The sequence below is a fragment of the Peptoniphilus lacrimalis DSM 7455 genome (assembly GCF_000378725.1).
Lineage (GTDB): Bacteria > Bacillota > Clostridia > Tissierellales > Peptoniphilaceae > Peptoniphilus_A > Peptoniphilus_A lacrimalis.
Window position 1 is genome coordinate 60638 of the sequence record NZ_KB900375.1, and the last position, 16972, is coordinate 77609.

Here is a 16972-nt window from a genome sequence, read left to right on the forward strand (position 1 = left end):
AAAAAGGAGGAAAACTTGGTAAAAACAGGAAGACCAAAAATTAAAGATCCAAGTACGAAACGAGTTACAGTAAGATTTACAGAAGAAGAATACTTGGAACTGAAGAAGTATATAAAATCTCATAATTTATCCCTTACTCAAGCAGTAAAAAAAGGTTTGACTTTATTGTACAAAGAACAATAAACTGGCATTTTGCATGAAATCTCTTTTCAAAAGGAAGGAGATCATGAATGGTAGCTAGAAAAGATAATAAAGGAAGAGCTTTAAGGAAGGGCGAAACTTATAGAGAAAGTGACAATAGATATTCATATTCTTATAAAGACATATATGGAAAAAGAAAATTTATCTATGCAAAGGATCTAAAGAAACTTCGTGAACGTGAGGCAATTCTCATCAAAGACCAGTTAGATGGTCTAGATATATATGTTGCTGGCAAAGCAAAACTTAATTTTGTATTTGATAGATATATTTCTACAAAAACAGAACTAAGAGAAACCACTTACACAAACTACGTCTATATGTATGATAGATTCATAAGAGATGGATTTGGTGAAAATAAAATTGGAGACATAAAATATTCTGATGTACTTTATTTTTACTATGACCTTATCAATAATAAGGGTTTACAAATCAACTCATTAGAAACGATTCATACAATTTTACATCCTACCTTTCAGCTAGCGGTTAGAGATGAAATCATTAGAAATAATCCCAGCGATGGCGTTATGGCTGAAATAAAAAAGAAAAGTAAGGACAAAAAGAAGACCAGGCATGCTTTAACAGTAGAGCAACAAAGGGCTTTTATGAATTATATTGCAGAAAGCCCAGTATATAACAACTGGAACTTAATCTTTACAGTTTTATTGGGTACGGGATGTAGGATAGGCGAAGTAGTTGGACTTAGATGGTCTGATGTAGATTTAGAAAAAAGGACTATAGATATCAATCATAGTATGACTTATTATCCAAGAAAAAAAGATACTTATAAGTGCGAGTTTAAGGTATCTTTACCTAAAACAGAATCAGGAATAAGAGTTATACCGATGATGGAGCCAGTATATGAAGTCTTAAAGGAAGAATATGATAAAAGAAAGGAAGAAGGTTTTTGTCCGGTAGTGGTAGATGGCATGAGTGGATTTATTTTTATAAATCGTTTTGGAATGATTCATAATCCGGCATCAATTAATAGAGCTATAAGAAGAATATATGAGTCATACAATGCAGAAGAGATAGTAAAGGCAAAAAAAGAAAAAAGAGAACCTTTATTAATTCCTCACTTTTCATGTCATCATTTGAGACATACATTTTGTTCGAGGTTTTGTGAAAATGAAACGAATATAAAAGTTATTCAACAAATAATGGGACATGCTAGTGTAGAGACCACTATGGATATATATGCTGAAATAAATGATGGAAAATTGCAAGAATCCATGGAAGCATTAGCCAAGAATCTAGATGTGTTTTAAATCATGAATTTCGAAAGACTACACAAAAACCAAGGACAACAAAAAAGACAACAAAATCTTCATTAATACTAAGTAATGGTACTGGACAATACTTTTACTAAATGGCTATATTATGGGATAAACTGGAACTTTAAGGAATGGTACGTTATCCGAGAAACTATTCCCAACAATGAAGCCAATAGGCTTAGAAAAGGCAGAAAATAGGGATTCGTCAAAAGAAACTTACGAAACTTACGACAAACTTACGACAGAAGAAATTGACCTTTCAAAAGTGAAAGTTGAACCATTATTTGAAGATATGGTAGACTTTGAAACTTTCTCAAAATCTGATTTTAGAGTTGTAAAGGTTAAAAACTGCGAAGAAGTTCCTAAGTCAAAAAAACTTTTGAAATTTACATTAGATGATGGTTCTGAAAAAGAAAGAGTTATTTTATCTGGTATTAAGGAATATTACAGCGCAGAGAGCTTAATTGGAAAGACACTACTAGCGATTTGTAATCTTCCTCCTCGTAAGATGATGGGAATCGACTCAGAAGGTATGATTATATCTGCAATTTGTGAGTACGATGGAGAAGAAAAACTAAACTTAATAATGTTGGATGATAATATTCCAGCAGGATCAAAATTATATTAAAAGAACACGCTAATTATTAAACTGGGGTTTGTTATGAATCCCAGTTTAATTTTTATAATGAAGATTGAAAATTGATAAAAAACGTTAGTGACTCTACATTGAAATAAATTAGCTGATCTAAGCAGGGCAGGTTTTTATGTTGCGGTCATAAGTGCTGACATAGTATAGCTATTGTGTATGAAAAAAATTTTTTAATAGATTTCAAAGTTGATACATGAGAGGGTTAAAATGAAGAGTGTTTTGATTATAGAGGATAATAAAGAAATTGCATCACAAATGGAAAAGTATTTAGTTAATAATGGTTATGAAGTAGAGCTTGCATCATCTTTTTACGAAGCGACCTATATGATGAATGTAGACACTGATGTGGCACTACTTGATATAAATCTACCAGATAAAGACGGTCAACATTTGATTAAAAAGTTAAAAGATAAGGACATAAGGGTTATAGTTACTACTGTTAAAAATGATGAAGATTTTATAATTGCCGCCCTAGATCAAGGAGCAGACGACTATTTAATAAAGCCATTTTCCCTTGCCATATTAAGGGCAAGAATTGATGCGGTTTTAAGGACAATACCTATATCACAAGATAAAAGTATATCTTATAAGGATATAAAAATAGATTTAAATCAGTCAAAAGTTTATTTTAAGGGAAATCTAGTAGATTTAACTTCGCTAGAATATGAAATCCTAGTCTTATTTATAAAAAATCCCAATAGAGTTTATACAAGAGGTCAGCTGTTAGAAATGTTCTGGGAAGATAGGGATAAGTTTGTAAATGACAATACTCTCACATCAACTATTAAGAGAATTAGAGAAAAACTTGATAGAGAAGTTATTACTACTGTTAGAGGAATTGGTTATAGGATGGATTGAGATGATATATGTATTATGGATAATAAGTCTTGGACTTCTATATTATTTTTTAGAATCAAGAAAGAAAAATAGAATAAATGAGCTTATAGATCTGATAGAAAAAATGAAAAACCAAGAATATAAAATTCCTATGAAGCAAGATGATTTTTCAATTTTAGAAGATAAAATTTACAAGCTTTTTATAGAAATAGTAGAAGCCAAAGAGACAAGTAGTAAAAATAGCGAAAAGCAAATCGAATACCTAGAAGATATCGCCCATCAAATCAAAACTCCTATTACATCTATGCTTTTTTCCATAGAAAATTTGGAGATGGATTTTCCAGATAAGGATGATATAGAGATATTAAAAAGACAACTATTAAGATTAAACTCTTTATCAGATATTTTGCTCAAATTATCAAGCCTTGATGCAAACAAAGATTTAATGAAAAAAGAAGAAATTCGTTTAGAAGAACTGGTAGATTATGCTATAGACAGTTTAGGCTTAAAGAGATCTATCAATATAAAAATAGAGAAGAATTTAAAGGAAAATAGTATTTGTGGAGATTTTTATTGGATAGCAGAAGCTCTTATTAATATTATGAAAAATGCTGATAATAGACCGACTTGTGATGAAATCACAATTTCATCTTACAAAAATCCCCTCTATACAAGCTTAATCATTGAAGACAATGGCGGAGGAATAGAAAAAGAGAATATTAAAAAAATCTTCAAACGCTTTTATAAAACGCCCGACTCAAATGGTTTTGGAATTGGTCTTGCTATGGCGAAGACAATTGTCGAAAAAAACAAGGGAGAAATTTCTGTTTCAAATATTGATGCTGGAGCAAGATTTGAAATAAAATTTTACAATGTCACCTAAAAATCACTTTACTTTTATATACTTACCTTAAATTAAGGAGGAAAGTATGGAAATTTTAAAAGTAGAAAATTTAAGAAAAGAATACGGCGAGGGTAATTCTAAGGTCATTGCCTTAGACGGTGTCAACCTTGAAATTGACAGAGGAGAATTTGTCGCTATTGTTGGACCAAGTGGATCTGGTAAATCAACGCTTTTACATATTATTGGAGGAGTAGATAGCCCAGATGATGGAAAGGTTTATATAGATGGTAACGACATCTCAAAGTATTCCTCAAAAGAATTAGCCTACTTTAGAAGAAGAAAAGTCGGACTAATTTATCAATTTTATAATTTGATTCCCAACTTAACAGTTCGTCATAACATAGAACTTCCATTAAAACTTGATAAAAGGAAAATCAATCAAGATGAATTCTCAGATATAGTAAAAAAACTTGGTATAGAAAGTAAACTTGACTCTTTTCCAAGTGAGCTTTCAGGAGGTCAGCAGCAGAGAGTTGCCATAGCGAGAAGTCTTATCTATAATCCATCTATCATATTGGCGGATGAACCAACAGGTAATTTGGACAGAAAAAATTCTAAGGAAATTATAGAAATCTTTAAATACTTCAATAGAACAATGAAACAGACGATTATCTTAATCACCCATGACGAAGAAATAGCCTTACAAGCTAATCGTATCATTACAATAGTAGATGGAAAAATTGTAGGAGCTGAAAGAAATGAATAAGAAGAATTTTCCTATTTTTATTTCCTTATTTATTGTAAGTTTGTTTTTTACTGTGGTTTTTTATTATAGTTATACAATTGTTAAATATAATAATGAAAGTTTCATGACCGTAAATTTTTATGATGCAGAACTTGAAGGGAACTTAACAAGTAATGATATTGAAAAAATAAAAGATATTAATAATATAGAATTTGTAGGTGAAATGTCCATAAATCCTGAATCGGCAAAGTACAAGAATGATTTGATTGCCGTAAATTATCAAGATAATGATATAAATAAAATGAGAGAGCATTCAGATTTACTTGAAGGACACTTTGCTAAAAGTGATGGAGAAATAGTATTATCGAAAAGTCTAGTCGAAAAAAATAAGCTAAAATTAGGAGATAAAATACAGCTTGATTTTGGGCATAGACTAATAGAGGGTAAAGAGATAGATGCCATAAGTACTTTTACTGATAAGGAGTCTTACAATCTTAGTTTTAGCAAAGACTTTGAGCTGGTTGGAATTTATGAAGATGTCTATAATAAATACAGTAGAGTTAATTATGCTTTAGCACTGAAAAATGAAGAGGATCCAGGCAAAGTAGTTTTAAAGTTTAATTCTTTTGAAAAGGCTTATGATAACAAAGTAAATCTACAAAATGAAATCAATAAAAAATTAGGTAGAGATGTTCCCTTAACTTTCAATTCTAATTTAATAGATTATTACGGTGTTGAGTATGACTTTCCCCATAATATTTTAACTGAATTAGGAACCATTCTTTCTGTAATAGGGGCTATATTACTATTTGTATTTTTTGTAAAAAATATATTCAAGGTGTGGGCTTTTAGGAAAATCAAGGAACTTTCTGTATATAAGTCTATAGGCACTACGGATTTTCAGATATACTTGTTACTATTAAAAGAAGGTATTTTCCTATCTGTTCTACCTATATTAATTGGTCATATCTTTGGATACTGTCTTATCTTAAAATTGTTTAGGCATCTTGAGATTGATCAAGGGGTCGAAAACTTGGTATCTAGTTATTTCAGTCCTTTACTTAGCCTAGCGATTGTTACAGTAGCTCTTTTAGTAGTAGTATTTTCTATTATTCAACCAGCAAAGAAAGTTTCAAAAATATCTATTATTGAAGGTATAAAGGGAAATTTAGACTTTGATAGCTTTAAGAAAAAAAGATCTAGGAATTTATGGAAAGAATTAAAATCAAATAACCTTGATAGTATTAAATCACAGCGTTATGTTTCTGCTATTGGTGTCATTATAATTTCTGTTTTAGTTATTATTGTGGCAGTAACTAAATATAACAGAGATTTTTCTTACTATGATGCAGGCTACAATGTAATAGCTAGTTATTATAGTGAAAATAGGAGCGTTCCTAAAGTTTTTAAAGAAATTGAAAAAGAAACTCCAAATGATAAGTCCTATATTTCAAAAGAAAGTTATATTCAGGTAGATAATGATTTAGAATTGTCCAAAGAAGCTATTAACATGTCTCTAGATCAAAAGTTAGAGTATTTTTTGAAAAAGAGTCATTCAAGCCAGTTGAATGGGATGCTTATAGCTTTAGAAGATGAGGACTTTAGTAAATTGGGGGCAAGTAAGGGAGAATTTATTCTTTATAATATGGTACAAGAAAACCCAAACACTCCAGTAGCTAAAGCAAATAAAATACCATATTTTAATAATCCGAAAGATATAAACTTACAGATAGGGGAGGATTTTCAAAAAAGTTTAAAAATTTCTAAAACTATAGATGATTTGGGAAACTATGATTCAATAACTTTACCATTTTATGTAAAAATCTACACAGATTTCGATACCTTCTTCCAACTTATGGATGAGTCAAAAGATGAAGAACTTATTAATGCTCCGTATGTATTAAATATGAATGTAAAAGACTCGGAGATGAGAAATGTAAAGGATTATTTGGATAATAAGATAAGAGAATCGATAATGCCAAATGAAAAGTACGATATTAACACAAAAGCAGATATTGAAATGAATCGAAAAAGTGATCTAGAATCTTTAAAGAAAGTCGCATTTGCGATGGCTTTCATTATTTTTATTCTTAATGTGACAAATGGTTATTCATCCATTAATTTAAGTCTCATGAGTAGAAAGAAGGAAATGGGCAGCCTTTATTCATGTGGTATGGACGTAGATGAGTTAAAGAATATTTATCGAAAAGAGTTTATAGAAGAGCAAATAAAATCATTTATTGTTGCGGGAATAACCACATTAGTAGTCATGTTTGTAATATCTCGTATAGCTCCTAATTTAAGTCTGAATATATTAATAAGATATTATGACTATAAATTATTTCTTGGATTTTCTATTGTGGTTTACGCAATCAACTTACTAATCTTTAATTTTTCTTTAAAGAGAATTTTAGACAAACCGACTATAGATTTAATTCGAACAATATAATTTCAAAAAAAGTGGAGTATATGAATAAAAAGATTGAGTCAAATTTCTTAAAGTGCCTATAATTTTAGGCACTTTTTTCATATCTGACTTTAGAGATGATAATATAATATTTTTAATAGTTAAACTTTGAAAGGGATAGCAGAAATGTTATCTCTTTTTATTTTAAGAAAGGAGTTTTATGTGAAAAAATTAGAACAAATAAGACAAGAGTCAAAAGAAATAAAAGATAAAATTTATGATACAGAAGAAAGATTAAGGCAACTAAAAAATCAAGAAAAGAAGATATTAAAACAAGACATAATAAAAAGAAGAAAAGAAAGAACGCATAGGCTAATAACAAGAGGAGCAATCTTAGAAAGCCTTATAGAAAATGCAAAAGAACTAACAGATGAAGAAATAAAAATTCTACTAGAAGAAGCAACAAAGACAAAAGAATTTAAAGAAACACTAAAAATAATGAGAGAAAATTAAAATAATAAATAGGAAGATTAGTATATTGCATAACTTATTTTATTTGAAAGTTTCAAGAAATATCTGAAAGAATACTTAAGAGAAACCACGATCTTAAATATATTCAAACGGAAATCAAAAGTTGCCAATATGAGGAAAGATAAAAATAACCTTTACAATCAAATATTAGAAATACGAAAATAAGTAGAGCAAGCAGATAAAGTTAAGACTTGCATAGAGCATTTACTAGAACAAGCAAAACGACTATCACAGGTAAAGAGGAATGAGTTAGATTTATAAAACTAAGTGAAAAAATGGTATAATTGTATATAATTATTTGATTTTGGAGGTGTTTAAATTTATGAATGAAAGAGAAAAAATCATTCGTTTATGGTTTGATATGTGGCTCACACAACAAGACTTAGGTATAGATGATATTTTTTTAGATAATGTAATTTATATTGAGTGCTGGAGTCCTAAGTATGAAAATTGTCAAACAGTAAAGCACTGGTTTAATGAATGGAATACAAGAGGAAAAGTGCTTGCTTGGGATATAAAGCAATTTTTTCATAAGGATAATCAAACTATTGTAGAATGGCACTTCAAAAATAAAATGAATGAGGGGAAAGTTGAAGAATTTGACGGTATTTCTTTGATTGTTTGGACAGCCGATAATAAGATAAAAGCATTGAAAGAGTTTGGCTGTAATTGTAATAACTACAATCCTTACAAAGAGAGTGAAACACCATTGTTTAGAGATGAAAAAGTGAATTGGTTTTAAGGTGATTACTATGGATATAGATAGATTTTTCAAAACAGTTTTATCACAAGATGCAGAAGAACTTAGGAAACTTTTTCAAAAAAATGCCGTTATAAAATGGCATTGCACAAATGAGGTATTTACCTTAGATGAGTATATAAAAGCAAATTGTGAATATACAGGAAACTGGAATGGAGAAATAGAACGAATCGAAGAAAATGCAAATACCATTATTCTGGCTTGCCGAGTCTTTCCAAGAGATAATAGTGAGTCTTTTCATGTAGTAAGCTTTATCCATCTTAAGGATGATTTGATTATAGAAATGGATGAATATTGGTCTGATGATGGAATAGCACCAGAATGGCGTAAGAAAATGAAAATTGGGAAACGCATTAGGTAAATTGGTTTAAGGAGATAAAATATTGATAGAAAGTAGACCTGAGTTTGATAAAATCACATCGTTTTATGAGTTTAATAAATACTATTGGTATCATGAAGAACTTTCACAGATATGCAAGTCATTAGGATTAGAATACAGAGGTAGAAAACAGGAACTCAATTATATTATTGAACAGTACTTTAAGGGTGATTTGATTAAAAAGTCATCAATAAAAAATGAAAAGAAACAAGTAGAAACTATTACCTTAGATACTCCATTACTTGAATGCGGGTTCTCCTTTAACACACATTTCAGAGAGTATTTCTCAATTTTAACAGATGTTTCGCCATTTAAATTTACTGCTGATATGGCTACTGCTTGGAGAAAAGTAAAAAGAGAAAATGATTTGAGTTTTACAATTCAAGATATGCTAAAAGTTTGTTATGGGAAATCAAATTATGCTAAGTATGATAATTCGGTTTGTCAATGGAATAAATTTTTAAAGGATTTCTGTGCAGACGAAAATAGTTACAACTACTCGAATAAATTAAAAGTAGCCTCCATTCTTTGGAAAGAAGTTAGAGATTCAAAAAACAAAAAAGTTTATTCACGAGAACTTATAAAAAAATATGAGGATAAAATAAAAGAGTATTGCAAGTAGGATATTCTTATCTTACTAAACTAACAATTCAATAAAAGCTAACACGAAAGCAGTAAATCAAAAAAGGTTTACTGTTTTTTCTTTGTCTAAAAGCGGAAAGGAGGACTTATGGAAGAAAAAAGAGATATAAAAGAAACACTAAAAATAATAAGAGAAAATTAGAAAAATAAAATAACCAAATCTCCCTTAGATTTTCTAAGGGCGCAATTATACACCCTAAAGGGTGCTTGCGTCCTGCGGAGCCAAACCCTTGCAGGGAGCAACAACCATTCGCTTTTTAAAAGTCAAGGGTAAATAAACTCGCTAAGGCTCGCCCTTGACTTTTAAAATTTGAAATGAACAAAACAATTAAGCCGACATACTGAAACAACAAAAATTAATTCAGTAGTCGGCCTTTTCTATTCTATCATTTCAAAACGCTCATTCACAAAGTGGATATAAAAATCTATTAAGCCTCCACCTAAAACAACAAAAAAGAAAGGAAGTGATAAAAATGGCAGACAGTTTTCATTTTTCAGTAAACATAATATCAAGAGGAAAAGGCAAAAGTGCAGTAGCAAGTGCAGCATATATAAGTGGAGAAAAAATAAAAAATGAATGGGACGGAGTAACCCATGACTACACCAAAAAACAAGGAGTAATTAGCAAAGAAATATTTTTACCAGATCACGCACCAGAAGAATATAAAGACCGAAAAACCTTGTGGAACTCAGTAGAACTTTTTGAGAAAAATTCTAATGCCCAACTTGCAAGAAACTTTATCATATCCCTACCAAAAGAGTTAAGCATAGAAGAAAATAAAAAGATGATAGAAGAATATATTCAAAACAATTTTGTAAAAGAGGGAATGATAGTAGACCTAGCAATTCATGATGAAAGTAGAGATGGAAATCAAAACATTCACGCTCATATAATGACCATAGTAAGACCAATAAATGAAGATGGAACATGGGGGCAAAAAAGTAAAAAAGAATATATCCTAGATGAAAAAGGAGAAAAGATTTTAAACAAAAATGGAAAACCAAAGACAAGAAAAGTAGAACTAACAACCTGGAACGATAAGGGCAATGTAGAAAAATGGAGAGAAAATTTTTCAGACCTTTGCAACGAATACCTAGCAAAAAATAATATAGAAAAAAGAGTAGACCATAGGAGTTTTAAAAGACAAGGCATAAAACAAATACCAACAATACATCTAGGAGCAAGTGCTAGTGCAATGGAAAGAAAAGGAATAAGCACGGAAAAAGGAGATATAAATCGTGAAATAAAAAAACAGAATGAACTATTAAAAAACATAGGCAATGAAATAAAGAAAATAACATCTTGGTTAGCAGACTTCAAAGATAAGCTAAAAGAATCATATAGAGAATACAAAGACCAAAGTAAAAAGCAAATCGAAAATGAATCAGGATTCTTTAACCTCTATGAATATTTAAGCTTTTATCAAGAAATGCAAGAAAACAATAGAGCTGGATTATCATTTTATGGCAAAAGAAACAAGGCAATCTATGATCTAAAAAGATATGCAAGTGGAATAAATTATCTAAGGGAAAACAAAATAAAAACCATATCAGGCCTACAAGGGCATATAAATACCCTAAGAAGTAAAAACTCTGAAATATATAAGACCATAAAAGAAAACAGTCAAAAGATAGAAGACCTTAATAAGTGTTTAGCCTATGCAAAGACTGTAAGAAAAACAAAAGCAACCTACCAAGAATATGAAAACAAGAAAATATTCAAAGAAAGCTTCTACAAGAATAATCAAAAGGAAATAGACCAACATATAAGGGCGAGAACCTTAATTGAAAAAATCAGCGGAAAGAAAAATTTAAGAGAAAAAGAATGGTTAGGAGAAATTAAAGATTTAGAAGATGAAATCAGCAAATTAAATACAGAGTCAGAAAAGATAAGGGAAAGATACAAGAAAATAAATCATATTAAATATGCAGTAGAGGTAGTAAATAAAGAATACGATATTGACCTATCAATAGAAATTGACAAGGCGATTAAGATAGGAGAAAAAGAAAGTATCATAGAAAAGATAAAAGAGTATAAGCAAGACAGTGATAAGTTTAATAAAAAAAGACAAATGACTAAAGACTATTACAAAAATCAAGAAAGATAAGACCTGGTAAAAATATCTTATCCAAGCTATAATATGACCAAACAACTAAAGGCTGATCGAGGAGGTAATAGAGATGAATAAAAGGCAAGAGCTAATAGATGAACTCATAAAAGCAGATCAAGATGGAACATACAAAACATATAAAAGCACAGAAGAAATAAAAGCAATGAATAATGAAGAAATACAGATTATATATTCCAACATGAAAAACTATCTATCAGACAAAAGAACACACATAAACTACTAAAGGTGGAAAGGTATTTTAAGCCATTTAAAAGTATAAAAGGTATAAAGACCTAAGAAATATATAAAAACATCAAAATAAAGCATTCCACCACCAAAAACAATAAAATAATAACAAGAAAAGGGAAGTATAGAAAAATTAAAGCCTATACTTCCCTTTTTTTAATTCAAACAAAGGAGATAAAACATGATAAACGAAGAAATAAGCAAAGAAGCAGGTCAAGCAGCACAAACCATAATAACATACACAATAAAAGCAGCAAAAGAATCAATCAATCTTGAAAAAGAAATAAGAAAAAAGATGAATGATACAATATAGTAGACTATATAAAATAGAAGATGAGGTTAGAAAATATGTGGATGTATTATTGTGATTAATATCGAGAGCATAAAGAGCAAGATAAGAAGTCTGGCAGAGAAGAAAAATAGTATAAACATGTGATGCTATAATATTTGTATTAGCATTATCGGGTATAATTTAATAAATCCTTGTACAATTTAAATGAAAGGTGGTAGAAATATGGATATAATGAAATCTTTTAACTTAGCAATAGACTATATTGAAGATAACTTAACTGATGAACTTGATGAAAAAGAAATAACACGGATAACAGGATATTCATTTCCAATGTTTTCAAGAATATTTTCAATCGTATCAGGATATTCATTATCTGAATATATAAGATTAAGAAAGATGACAAATGCTGCAATTGATTTAAAAAATTCAGATAAAAGAATTATAGATATTGCAATAAAATATGGTTATAATTCTCAGGATTCTTTTGCTTTAGCTTTTAAAAGTTTTCATAAGCTAACTCCAGGTCAAGTAAAGAAAGGAGAAAAGTATCAATATTTCCCAAGAATCTACTTTTCAATTTCAGTTCAAGGAGGAAATCAAATGGATATTAAGATTGAGAAAAAGAAAGCGTTTAAAGTAGCTGGTATTAAATCGGATGTAACTAAAAGTTCAAATTTCCCAAAAGTTTGGGATAGACTGGTTGAAAAAGTACCAAGAGAAAAATTTGAAGAGTTTGGTAATGGTCAAATCTTTGGCGTAGGATATGATTATATAATGGATGAAGAAGATTCATTTATATACTTAGCTGGTTTTGATTTAACGGATGAAGTAAAAGCTGAGGAGTTAGGGTTAGACATACTCAGCATTCCTGAAAAAGAGTATGCTATTGTAAGCTTAGAAGGTCCTATACCAAAGTGCATTCACGAAGGATGGAAGTATATTATTTCATATTTCTTCCCTAAAGAAGGATATAGACATGATGAAAGTCCTGATTTTGAAGTATATGGAGATGGAGACCCTAATTCAGAAGATTATCAAATGGAATTATGGGTTCCTATAGTAAAAGAATAATTTAAATTTGTTTAACGGCATCTATCAAATGGTAGGTGCTTTTTTGATTGCTATTAGTAAAAATAGGAATGAGTAAAAAGTCCAATGAAACTTGACCTAACAACGGGAGAAGCAACAATACCAAGGGAAATAGAATACATCTATCCATGTATCTTTAGCAAAGAAGATATAAAAACATCAAAAATAAGCATTCCACCACCAACAACAATAAAATAAAAACAAGCAAAGGGAAGTATAGAAAAATTAAAGCCTATACTTTCCTTTTTTTAATTCAAACAAAGGAGAGAAAAACATGATAAACGAAGAAATAAGCAAAGAAGCAGGTCAAGCAGCACAAACCATAATAACATACACAATAAAGGCAGCAAAAGAATCAATCAACTTAGACAAAGAAATAAGAAAAAAGATGAATGATACTTTAGAAAAAGCAAACGGAAACCTCAAAAGTCTTATGGGCGATGAAATGAAAATAAAAGACCTCTACAAGAAAGGACAACTAGAAAATATAAGCATAGATCAAAGCGACCTCAAAGACTTAAAAAAAGAACTAAACAAACTTGGAGTAAGTTTCTCAGTAATGAAAAACAAAGAAAGCAAAAACTATGAAATATTCTTCCAAGCCAAAGACATAAAAGTAATGGAATATGCCTTTAAACAAGTCATAGCCAAGGAAAATAAAAAAGAAAAAGAAAGTATCCTAAAGCAAATAAAGAAATACAAAGACCTATCAAAGAACAAGGATAAGACAACAGAAAAAGTCAAAAGAAAAGTAAAAGAAAAAGTAAAACCAAGTAAAAAAGATATGACCAGAGAAATCTAAGGGAGTAACGAAAAGTTACACCCTTAAATAAACATAATATCAAGACTTCCGAAAAGCAGAAGTCCAGAATTCCGAAAATCGGAAATCAAGAAAGGAGCAGATATGGCAATAAACAAAAGATATTATTGGATAAAATTAAAAGAAGAATTTTTCACAGACAAAAGGATAAAAAGATTAAGGAGAATATCGGGAGGAGATACCTACACGATAATCTACCTTAAACTTCTACTACTAAGCCTAAAAGATGAGGGCAAACTCTATTATGACGGAGTAGAAAGTGATTTTATAAAAGAGTTAGCACTAACCATAGATGAAACAGACGATGATGTAATGGTTACAGTTAATTATTTAATCAATCAAGGCTTATTAGAAGTTGTAACAGAAAATGATGAATACTACCTAACTGAAATACCAAACTTAATCGGATCAGAAACAGCTTCTACAAGGCGTTCAAGAAAGTCAAGAGAATTAAAAATGTTGCAATGCAACACCAATGCAACACATAAGCAACAAAAGTGCAACGGAGAGATAGAGATAGAGAAAGATATAGAGATAGATAAAGAGAGAGAGGGAGAGATAGATAAAAAGTCCACCCCCATTTTTTATGGAGAATTCAAAAATGTAAGGTTAAGCAAAGAAGAATATAAAAATCTTAAAGAAAAATTAAACTCACACACAGAAATAATGATAAATAAACTATCGAGATACATGGAAAGCAGTGGTAAGACCTATCAAAACCACTATGTGACAATCTTAAAATGGTATGAAGAAGATAAAGAAAAACTAAGACATCAAGGAGGAAATAAAAAAATGAACTATGATGTAGGAGAATCTTTATAGATAAAAAGAGGTGGAAAGCCATTATTAAAGACTTTAAGTCTAAAAAGGTATCAAAGTATGCCAGAGATAATAAAAATATAAATATGACACTTAAAAGGCGATTAGAAAATTAAAGAAATGCTAGAAGACTTTTAGATGACAGTTACCAAGAGGGTCTAATTTTCACTGCTACTCATGCAGTGGGAATTGGACCTTTTTACATAAGCAAATTCTATTCAAAATTAGTTACCAAGAAAGACTTCTTTTCACTGTTAAGTATAAGAGGGTAATTTATAGAATTTTGTTTCATCAAGATAAATATTTTCTGATGGTCAAATTTTAAAAAAGATTAATAACTCTCGATAAATTTTGAACCTTAACAATTGAATAGACCAAGACAAGACGTTAATTATTTTTGGAGCGTAATAACCTATCCGCCAAGATCTTTCTGCTGAATAATTCGGCATAACAAGTATTTCTAAGATAAAAGCAAATGAAGTAGAAAGTGAGCGATAAGTAAGAGTTTGAATATAGGGAGGGATACCCTATCCGCTATGAAGAAAATGAGGATAATGATACTTCTAAGGTTGAAGCCGGCTCATCCGGAATAGAGGCGGAGGTGAGATTCCTATGTTGCTAATCCAAAGCACTTGTCAATGTCAAAAAACTTTAAAATTATTATTTTTAAAATACTATTTGGAGGATTTATGATTAATGAAAATATAAAAGGAGTTCGTGTTTGTGAAAAAGCATTTCTAACATTAAAAGAAGCATCTGAATATTTCAATATTGGTCAAGATAAAGTTAGACAATTAACGGATGAAGATGATTGCAATTTTGTATTATTTAATGGAAGTAAACGTCTTATTAAGAAAAAATTAATGGAAGAGTATTTAAATAGACAATTTTCTATTTAGAGATGAAATTGAATAAAGAGCACGCATAATGTGGTATAATAATTATAGCGTGTTCTTTTATCTAAAAAGGAGAATTTTTATGGTAAAAAGACGCAAAGATAGTAAAGGGGTTGTTTTAAAAGACGGTGAATATCAAAGGTCAAATGGCACTTATGAATTTAAGTGGCAAGACAAAATAGGTCGTAGAAAATCTATCTATGCGAAAACTCTAAAAGAATTAAGAGAAAAGGAATTAGATATTTTACGCAATACTATAGATGGAATCAACAACGAAGGAAGTAGCTTATCTGTAAATGATACTTTTAAGCTATGGACAAAGGTAAAAAGAGGATTAAAAGATAATACCTTTAAAAATTACATCTATATGTATAAACAATTTGTAGAACCGACTTTTGGTCGTATTAAACTATCTGATATTAAAAGATCTGATGTTAGAAGTTTTTATAACAGATTAAAGGAAGATCAGGGATTGATGGTTTCTACCATAGATTGTGTTCATACTGTCTTACATCAGGTTTTAGAATTAGCAGTGGATGACGAATATATAAGGTTTAATCCATCTGACAATGCTTTGAAGGAATTAAAAGTAGCTTATCGAAATGAATCTCCGAAGAAAAAAGCCATGACATTAGAAGAACAGATGCTATTTGAAGAATACTTATCTAATAGTGACGAATATAAAAAATGGTATCCAATATTCATTGTTATGCTTTGGACAGGAATGAGAGTTGGAGAAGTCACAGGATTGCAATGGGACGATCTAGATTTTGATAATGATCTTATAAATGTAAATAGGACTTTGGTATATTATAGTAAAGGTAAAGGATTAAACAATAGATATGCTATTAATACACCGAAGACAGCATCAGGTAAGCGAAGTATTCCTATGGTTCAAAAAGTAAAAGATGCTTTTCTTATGGAAAGAGAGTTACAAAAGACTTTTGGAATCGAATGTTGTGATTCAATCGATGGATTTAAAGACTTTGTATTTTTAAATAGATTCGGAAAGGTTCACAATAATGGAACACTTAATAAAGCTTTGAGAAGAATTGTTAGAGATTGCAATTTAAGTATAATGGATAAAAATAAATCGAACTCTAATGATATTCTATTAGTTCCACATTTAAGCAATCACATTTTCAGACACACCTTTACTACAAGGCTTAATGAACAAAATATAAATACAAAAGCAATGCAGTCTATTCTAGGTCATTCTGATATTAGTACAACAATGGATATATATGTAGATGCAACAGAAGATTTTAAGATAGAACAGATGGGAGAATTTGAAAAAGCGATGAAATTTATATTTTAGAATTTACGACAGCTTACGACAAATTTACGACAATTTGCTAGAAATTTATAGGCACTTATAGAGAGTTAGCAAATTGTCGTAAATGGAGAAGTACCATAAAATAGACTTTTATAGA

17 protein-coding genes and 3 pseudogenes are annotated in these 16972 nt (G+C 29.9%); all 20 read left to right on the plus strand.

What is annotated here, in order from left to right:
• Nucleotides 1–15: 15 nt before the first annotated feature.
• The 20 genes and pseudogenes from F594_RS09310 (at nt 16) to F594_RS0107825 (ending at nt 16857) form a co-directional block, all read left to right on the plus strand.
• Nucleotides 16–183 carry a hypothetical protein gene (locus F594_RS09310; RefSeq protein WP_019035164.1) on the plus strand — a complete coding sequence of 56 codons (168 nt, stop codon included), beginning with the start codon at nt 16–18 and terminating at the stop codon, nt 181–183.
• A gap of 47 nt (nt 184–230) precedes the next feature.
• Nucleotides 231–1466 (plus strand): site-specific integrase, encoded by a 1236-nt coding sequence (locus F594_RS0107730; RefSeq protein WP_019035165.1) that lies wholly within the window; start codon nt 231–233, stop codon nt 1464–1466.
• Nucleotides 1467–1623: 157 nt separating this feature from the next.
• Nucleotides 1624–2100, plus strand: a pseudogene (metG, locus tag F594_RS0107735) (methionine--tRNA ligase subunit beta); the annotation flags it as partial.
• A gap of 228 nt (nt 2101–2328) precedes the next feature.
• The gene (locus F594_RS0107740; RefSeq protein ID WP_019035167.1) at nt 2329–2979 is read left to right on the plus strand and encodes a response regulator transcription factor; all 651 of its coding nucleotides are present in this window, start codon (nt 2329–2331) and stop codon (nt 2977–2979) included.
• 1 nt (nt 2980) lies between these two features.
• Entirely contained in the window at nt 2981–3841 is an 861-nt protein-coding gene (locus tag F594_RS0107745) for a sensor histidine kinase (protein WP_019035168.1), read from the plus strand.
• Nucleotides 3842–3887: 46 nt separating this feature from the next.
• The gene (locus F594_RS0107750; RefSeq protein WP_019035169.1) at nt 3888–4568 is read left to right on the plus strand and encodes an ABC transporter ATP-binding protein; all 681 of its coding nucleotides are present in this window, start codon (nt 3888–3890) and stop codon (nt 4566–4568) included.
• Nucleotides 4561–6996, plus strand: coding sequence for an ABC transporter permease (locus tag F594_RS0107755; protein ID WP_019035170.1), 2436 nt, complete (start codon nt 4561–4563; stop codon nt 6994–6996). The genes F594_RS0107750 and F594_RS0107755 overlap by 8 nt, the downstream gene beginning before the upstream one ends.
• A 180-nt stretch (nt 6997–7176) precedes the next feature.
• Nucleotides 7177–7467 carry a DUF3847 domain-containing protein gene (locus F594_RS0107760; RefSeq protein WP_019035171.1) on the plus strand — a complete coding sequence of 97 codons (291 nt, stop codon included), beginning with the start codon at nt 7177–7179 and terminating at the stop codon, nt 7465–7467.
• A 340-nt stretch (nt 7468–7807) separates the two neighbouring features.
• A complete protein-coding gene (locus F594_RS0107765) occupies nt 7808–8227 on the plus strand; it encodes a nuclear transport factor 2-like protein (RefSeq protein ID WP_002836947.1) in 420 nt (139 codons plus the stop codon).
• Nucleotides 8228–8237: 10 nt separating this feature from the next.
• Entirely contained in the window at nt 8238–8606 is a 369-nt protein-coding gene (locus F594_RS0107770) for a nuclear transport factor 2-like protein (RefSeq protein ID WP_019035172.1), read from the plus strand.
• Nucleotides 8607–8628: 22 nt separating this feature from the next.
• On the plus strand, nt 8629–9246 hold the full coding sequence (locus F594_RS0107775) for an SAP domain-containing protein (protein WP_019035173.1): 618 nt from the start codon (nt 8629–8631) through the stop codon (nt 9244–9246).
• Between the two features lie 493 nt (nt 9247–9739).
• On the plus strand, nt 9740–11374 hold the full coding sequence (gene mobQ, locus F594_RS0107780) for a MobQ family relaxase (RefSeq protein WP_019035174.1): 1635 nt from the start codon (nt 9740–9742) through the stop codon (nt 11372–11374).
• 73 nt (nt 11375–11447) lie between these two features.
• A complete protein-coding gene (locus F594_RS09770; protein ID WP_019035175.1) occupies nt 11448–11621 on the plus strand; it encodes a hypothetical protein in 174 nt (57 codons plus the stop codon).
• Between the two features lie 183 nt (nt 11622–11804).
• A pseudogene (locus tag F594_RS09660) lies at nt 11805–11933 on the plus strand (PcfB family protein); the annotation flags it as partial.
• A gap of 204 nt (nt 11934–12137) precedes the next feature.
• Entirely contained in the window at nt 12138–12986 is an 849-nt protein-coding gene (locus F594_RS0107800) for an AraC family transcriptional regulator (protein WP_019035177.1), read from the plus strand.
• 75 nt (nt 12987–13061) lie between these two features.
• Nucleotides 13062–13160, plus strand: a pseudogene (locus tag F594_RS09840) (nucleotidyl transferase AbiEii/AbiGii toxin family protein); the annotation flags it as partial.
• Between the two features lie 118 nt (nt 13161–13278).
• On the plus strand, nt 13279–13806 hold the full coding sequence (locus tag F594_RS0107810; protein WP_019035179.1) for a PcfB family protein: 528 nt from the start codon (nt 13279–13281) through the stop codon (nt 13804–13806).
• Between the two features lie 102 nt (nt 13807–13908).
• Nucleotides 13909–14646, plus strand: a complete 738-nt coding sequence (locus F594_RS0107815) for a phage replisome organizer N-terminal domain-containing protein (protein ID WP_019035180.1) — start codon at nt 13909–13911, stop codon at nt 14644–14646.
• Between the two features lie 686 nt (nt 14647–15332).
• Nucleotides 15333–15542, plus strand: a complete 210-nt coding sequence (locus tag F594_RS0107820) for an excisionase (protein ID WP_005398206.1) — start codon at nt 15333–15335, stop codon at nt 15540–15542.
• Between the two features lie 79 nt (nt 15543–15621).
• Nucleotides 15622–16857, plus strand: coding sequence for a tyrosine-type recombinase/integrase (locus F594_RS0107825; RefSeq protein ID WP_019035181.1), 1236 nt, complete (start codon nt 15622–15624; stop codon nt 16855–16857).
• The last annotated feature ends 115 nt before the right edge of the window (nt 16858–16972 follow it).

Coding starts and splice junctions, on each gene's coding strand:
- F594_RS0107740 (WP_019035167.1), top strand. CDS start 2,329: ATGAAGAGTGTTTTGATTATAGAGGATAATAAAGAAATTGCATCACAA.
- F594_RS09770 (WP_019035175.1), top strand. CDS start 11,448: ATGAATAAAAGGCAAGAGCTAATAGATGAACTCATAAAAGCAGATCAA.
- F594_RS0107730 (WP_019035165.1), top strand. CDS start 231: ATGGTAGCTAGAAAAGATAATAAAGGAAGAGCTTTAAGGAAGGGCGAA.
- F594_RS0107770 (WP_019035172.1), top strand. CDS start 8,238: ATGGATATAGATAGATTTTTCAAAACAGTTTTATCACAAGATGCAGAA.
- F594_RS0107820 (WP_005398206.1), top strand. CDS start 15,333: ATGATTAATGAAAATATAAAAGGAGTTCGTGTTTGTGAAAAAGCATTT.
- F594_RS0107755 (WP_019035170.1), top strand. CDS start 4,561: ATGAATAAGAAGAATTTTCCTATTTTTATTTCCTTATTTATTGTAAGT.
- F594_RS0107810 (WP_019035179.1), top strand. CDS start 13,279: ATGATAAACGAAGAAATAAGCAAAGAAGCAGGTCAAGCAGCACAAACC.
- F594_RS0107745 (WP_019035168.1), top strand. CDS start 2,981: ATGATATATGTATTATGGATAATAAGTCTTGGACTTCTATATTATTTT.
- F594_RS0107765 (WP_002836947.1), top strand. CDS start 7,808: ATGAATGAAAGAGAAAAAATCATTCGTTTATGGTTTGATATGTGGCTC.
- mobQ (WP_019035174.1), top strand. CDS start 9,740: ATGGCAGACAGTTTTCATTTTTCAGTAAACATAATATCAAGAGGAAAA.
- F594_RS0107825 (WP_019035181.1), top strand. CDS start 15,622: ATGGTAAAAAGACGCAAAGATAGTAAAGGGGTTGTTTTAAAAGACGGT.
- F594_RS0107750 (WP_019035169.1), top strand. CDS start 3,888: ATGGAAATTTTAAAAGTAGAAAATTTAAGAAAAGAATACGGCGAGGGT.
- F594_RS0107815 (WP_019035180.1), top strand. CDS start 13,909: ATGGCAATAAACAAAAGATATTATTGGATAAAATTAAAAGAAGAATTT.
- F594_RS0107800 (WP_019035177.1), top strand. CDS start 12,138: ATGGATATAATGAAATCTTTTAACTTAGCAATAGACTATATTGAAGAT.